At 56.4% G+C, this 264-nt stretch carries 1 protein-coding gene; it reads right to left on the bottom strand.

The features are described 5' to 3' along the window. Nucleotides 1–42 precede the first annotated feature (42 nt). The coding region (locus S1OALGB6SA_RS08795; RefSeq protein WP_195910396.1) for an SBBP repeat-containing protein at nucleotides 43–264 on the bottom strand (222 nt) is incomplete at its 5' end.

Below are 264 nucleotides of genomic sequence, written 5' to 3'. Positions count from 1 at the left end.
CGGCGCCCTTCTCAAAACCTCTGTCACTGCCGACAAAGGTGCTTACCATCCCTGCGGCGTGATCTTCCGGATGCGGTGGTTGACATGGTCTGCCACATAGACATTGCCTGATGAGTCCACAGCCACGCCGGAGGGGTAATTAAACCGTGCCGTGGTGCCGGTGGCATCCTTATAGCCTTCCATGGTGCCGACTAAGGTGCTTACCATCTCTGCCGGCGTGATCTTCCGGATGCGGTGGTTGAATGCATCTGCCACATAGACATT

It is taken from the genome of Olavius algarvensis spirochete endosymbiont (assembly GCA_900608495.1).
GTDB lineage: Bacteria > Spirochaetota > Spirochaetia > DSM-2461 > DSM-2461 > UBA2779.
The sequence above is the reverse complement of the archived record's forward strand: the minus strand, read 5'-3'. Positions and strand labels throughout refer to the sequence as shown.